This window comes from Protofrankia sp. Cas8, from assembly GCF_963555845.1.
In the GTDB taxonomy this organism is placed as follows: Bacteria; Actinomycetota; Actinomycetes; order Frankiales; family Frankiaceae; genus Protofrankia.
Genome location: NZ_CAUVXI010000050.1, coordinates 19,009 through 24,008 on the forward strand (window position 1 = coordinate 19,009; position 5,000 = coordinate 24,008).

The following is a 5,000-nucleotide window of genomic DNA, read 5'->3' on the forward strand; positions in this document are numbered from 1 at the left end:
CCGACCACCTCGGCCGCCTTGTACACGCCACCGACAGCGAGACAACAATCACGCGTACACATCACGTCCAGTGATCAAAAAACAACACTCAATCATCGCCAGCCGGCAATGGCCGACACAAAACACCAATCGCTCAATTAGACCTGGATGCGATTGCCAACACTATCCCCAACACTGCACAGAGTAACCGGCTCGACGCATTGACGTGACGCCGACCGGACCCGTGGCTCACCTCGGTGAACCGAGCCGGATCCCGCCCACATTTGCATCGCCGAGAGTGCATATTTCATGACTGGCACCGCTTCACCGAACGGCTCACTCCTCGGCAGCCACTTTCAGCATCTGCGCCGGAAATCCTGTCCGTTCCGCTACATGTTCGACAGAGTAACCCTGCTGCACCAGATCACGAGCCTGCTCAAGGGTCCAGCCACGGCCGGGGTCAACCCGGCGGACGACGACCTCACCTGCTTGGCGACGCTCTTCCGGCCAGCTCAGACGCGCACGACGTGCCAACGGTCGACCTCCGATATATCTCTGACTTCAGTTACTACAACGAGGATAGGCCACATTGGCATGACCGCGCCCGACGAACTCCACGATAGCGGGCCGCGGTGTCCCAATGCGATAGCGGGTTGGAACAAAGAAGTGGCATCTGTCTCGACGATCTGGCGCGGTAGCCGGTTGAGCCGGCTGAAGCGGGTCCGGATGAAGCGGGTAGCGGCACGGCCGGCCAGGTGCGCACAGCCAACCGACCGCGGTTGTTCAGTCCAGAGAACACCCCATGGCTCCTGCTCAGTATGAACCTCGGCGGGAGACTGCGAACTGGACCCCACCCAGGACGGCACCCACGATCATGGCTCTCCCCGCACGACCGGTCCTTCCCCGCCACGGGTGTCGCCCGGGGTACTCGAAGCGGCTGCAAGCGCGGTTTCCCCACCGGCGGCCGGACTCATCCGCCGGCTCCGACTCCGGCTTCCGGCGGGCCGCTGGTCGGGATGGCGTCCCTTCGAACGCATAAGATCCCGCCACTGCCGGGCCGAGTACGTTGCCGGACGGGTCGAGGACAGAAAATCCTCCAGGACCGCCCGAAAACGCTCCGGATCGCTGCGGTGCGGGAAATGCCCGGCGTCGGCGAAGATCTCCAGGCGGCTACCCGGCATCGCCGCCTGCAGGATCCGCGCGTGTTCCGGCGGAATCACCGCGTCATGCCCACCCCAGATGATCAAAGAAGGCATTCCGGCGGCGAGGTAACAGCGGTCCAACATCGTGATTGCCTGCCCGTGTCCGTCCACGGACGCTCGCAGCGTCCGGAGGAATGCCGCCCGAGCGGTGTCCACATGCAGGTCTTCCAGGGTGCGCATCAGGTCGTCGACATCCCGGCCCAGATCGGTGCGCAGCCAACGCAACGCCCGGGTCACCGTCCAGCCGATGTGGCGCACGGATGCCGTGGTGAGCAGTGAGAGCACTGGTCCTGAACCCGGAAGCGCCGCGAGGCGTAGCAGTGGATGGATGTCGGAGCGCACCCCGCCGGTGCCTACCAGCACCACCCGCTCACACCGTTCGGGAAACTGATAGGCGAACTGCATGGCCACCCCACCCCCCAGGGAGTGGCCGACCACCGTCACCCGATCGATGCCGAGTACCGTCAAAAGATCACGCATTCCGCAGGCGTATCCGCCAATGGAATAGTCACCGCGGGGCTTGTCCGACCGACCATGGCCGAGGAGATCCGGAGCGATCACCGTTCGGCCACGGGCAAGCAACGGAATGAGGTCGGCCCAGGTCTGCGAGCTGTCGCCGATCCCGTGGATGAGCAGCAACGCCGGGCCGCGCCCAGCGCGGATGTAGGCCCGACGATATCCGTGCACGGTCACGTACCGGGTGGCATAGCGGGAAGTGCCCGGCGGGTGGGCCCGGTCGATCTCCCCGCGATCCGCGGCGCCAGTCATGCCATCCTGACGGTCCGCGGGCATGCCTGCCAGATCATGTGCAACGCGGATACGATTTTCGCGCATAGCCGCCTCCGACCACTCAACCAGGCCGGCCGGCGGACAAAGCAGACAACAAAGCCACTGGTCAGGTCCTGGAACCTCGTCTGCGGCCGGCTGGGACTTTTCATACCTTGACGGTGCGGTTAGCCGGTCAGAACTCGATGTTGCTCATCACGTGCTTGATCCGGGTGTAGTCCTCAAGGCCGTAGACCGATAGATCCTTCCCGTATCCGCTCTTCTTGAAGCCTCCATGCGGCATCTCGGCCACCAACGGAATGTGGGTATTGATCCATACGCAGCCGAAGTCCAGCCGGCGGGCAACCCGCATCGCCCGAGAATGATCTCGCGTCCACACACTGGACGCGAGCCCGTATTCGACCCCGTTCGCCCAGGCAACAGCCTCGTCCTCGGAGCTGAACCGCTGGACTGTCACAACCGGTCCGAAGATCTCATGCTGGATCAGCTCGTCATCCTGGCGCAGGCCCGCGACAACCGTCGCCGGGTAGAAGAACCCCGAGCGGTTCAACGGTGCCCCGCCGGTGAGCACCTGCGCATGCTTCGGCGTGCGATCCACCATCGCGTGGACGCGGCCGAGCTGACCGACGTTGTTCAACGGACCGTAGGCTGCGTCCAGCTCGTCCGGAGCGCCCGTTCTGGTCGCCTGTGCCTGTTCAGTCAGGGCTGCAACAAGATCGTCGTGGACGCCGGGCGCGGTCAGAATCCGGGTGGCGGCGGTGCAGTCCTGACCGGCGTTGAAATAGGCGGCACCCGCGATCCCCGCTGCGGCCGCAGCGACATCGACGTCGTCGAAGACGATGACCGGCGCTTTGCCCCCAAGCTCCAGGTGGACCCGTTTGAGGGTGTCAGCGGCTGCCCGGGCAACGTCCATCCCAGCCCGGACGCTGCCGGTGATCGACGCCATCGCCGGCACCGGGTGAGCGATCAGGGCCCGGCCGGTGTCCCGATCCCCGCATACCACGTTGAGGACGCCCGCGGGAAGGAACTCGGCTGCGATCTCGGCCAACAGCAACGTGCTGACCGGGGTCGTCTCCGACGGCTTGAGCACAACGGTGTTGCCCGCGGCGATCGCCGGCGCGAACTTCCACACCGCCATCATCAGCGGGTAGTTCCAGGGGGTCACCTGCGCGCAGACGCCGACCGGCTCACGACGCACGAAACTTGTGTGCCCGGCCAGATACTCGCCGGCCGAACGTCCGTCAAGCAGCCGAGCGGCACCGGCGAAGAAACGGATCTGGTCCACCGTCGGCGCAATCTCCTCAGCCAGGGTGAGCGCGATCGGTTTCCCGGTGTTCTCACACTCTGCCCGGACGAGATCGTCTGCGCGTTCCTCAATGGCGTCGGCGAGCTTGAGCAGGGCTCTGGCCCGCTCGCTCGGTGTGGTGTCACGCCAGGATTCGAACGCGTCCGACGCCGCGCGCACCGCCACGTCCACATCGGCCGGTCCGGACACGGGTGCCTCGGCGAAGACCGCTGCCGTGGCCGGGTTGACCAGGGGCATCGTTCGTCCGTCGAGAGCGACGACACCGGCGCCGCCGATGAAATTTGTGAGGATCCTGTCCATACACACTCCGCTGACCAGCACGGATGGAACGGGGCTACGCCGCAAGAGGCTGTCTGCTCCTAGGCCCTAGCCGTCGTCGGCGACCACCGGGGCCTGTCTCACTGAAAAGGCCACCAACAAGCAGACTAGACCATCGATTGCGTGCCCGGCAGACGGATCTACCGCGGAAACCACACCGAACCACGCATTCCACGTCATGCCCGCACCCGGCTCACCCGGCTCACCCGCTGACCGTCGCGTCCGCGAGGTCGTGGGCCATGGCCGCAAAGGCGGCCAGGTAGCGGTCGACATCGGCGTCGGAGTGCTGCACCGACAGCGTCCACTCCTCCTCCCGGCCTGGCGCCATCAGGACGCCGCGATTAGCGTTGTAGAGCCAGGCGAGCTCCGGCAGAGCCGGGTTCTGGTGCGCCATGAACGACGTATAGTCCCGGATCGGGGCATCGGCGAAGTGCACGCAGCCCTTGGAGCCGATACCGACCGTGTAGCCGGGCAGCTCGTGGCGCCGGAGAATCTCGTCGCAACCGGCGATAAGCCGATCTCCCAAGCGGTCAAGATGGACATACGCGTCCGCAGTGAGGACCTCGAACAGGCTGGCCCGTGCGGCGGCCATGGTCAGCGGGTTGCCGTTGAACGTCCCCACCTGTTTGACCCGGTCGGCGGCGACGACCTCCATGATGTCAGCCGTGGCACCGATGGCCCCGGACGGCAGCCCGCCGCCGAGCGCCTTGGCCAGGGTGACCATGTCCGGGCGCACACCGAACCGTTCGGTCGCTCCCCCGGGCGCCACGCAGAGGCCGGTCTTGACCTCATCAAAAATCAACACCATTCCGTGCCGGCGGGTGATGTCCCGGACGGCCTCCAGATAGCCGGGCTCGGGCAGGATCACACCGAGGTTCATCATGGCCGCTTCCATGATCACACAAGCCGGCGGACGCCCCTGGGCCACCAACGCCTCGATCCGGCGCTCCATGGCCGGGGCATCGTTGAACGGCACCGGCACGGTCAGGTCGACCACCGCCGACGGGATACCTTCGCCATAGGCAAGCGACGCCATGTGATCGGCAGGCCCGATGTCGTCGTAGGGAGTTCCGATCGAGACCATCACATAGTCGTGATGACCGTGGTAGGAGCCGAAGATCTTAATGATCGTCTCACGTCCGGTCACCGCCCGGGCGATCCGGATCGCGTCCATGGTCGCTTCCGACCCCGAGTTGACATAGCGCCACTGCGGGAGCCCGAAACGCCGGGCCAGCTCCTCGCTGACGATCACCGAGTCCTCGGTCGGCATCGCGAAGTGACTACCCAGCCCGATCCGCTCACGCACGGCGTGAACGATCGCCGGGTGCGCGTGCCCCTGCACCATCGAGCCGAAACCGTTGTGGAAGTCGCAGTACTCGGTTCCGTCCACGTCCCACACCAGCGAACCC

Annotated in this window: 4 protein-coding genes; all 4 read right to left on the reverse strand. The window is 65.5% G+C overall.

Going from position 1 to position 5,000, the window contains the following annotated elements; genetic code table 11:
- Positions 1-315: 315 nt before the first annotated feature.
- Complete coding sequence (locus U9977_RS10170) at positions 316-513, reverse strand: hypothetical protein (protein ID WP_322748966.1); 198 nt, start codon at positions 511-513, stop codon at positions 316-318.
- A gap of 338 nt (positions 514-851) precedes the next feature.
- On the reverse strand, positions 852-1,949 hold the full coding sequence (locus U9977_RS10175) for an alpha/beta hydrolase (RefSeq protein WP_322748967.1): 1,098 nt from the start codon (positions 1,947-1,949) through the stop codon (positions 852-854).
- 193 nt (positions 1,950-2,142) lie between these two features.
- On the reverse strand, positions 2,143-3,573 hold the full coding sequence (locus U9977_RS10180; RefSeq protein WP_322748968.1) for a gamma-aminobutyraldehyde dehydrogenase: 1,431 nt from the start codon (positions 3,571-3,573) through the stop codon (positions 2,143-2,145).
- Between the two features lie 220 nt (positions 3,574-3,793).
- On the reverse strand, positions 3,794-5,000 hold a 1,207-nt coding region (locus tag U9977_RS10185; RefSeq protein WP_322748969.1), incomplete at its 5' end, for an aspartate aminotransferase family protein.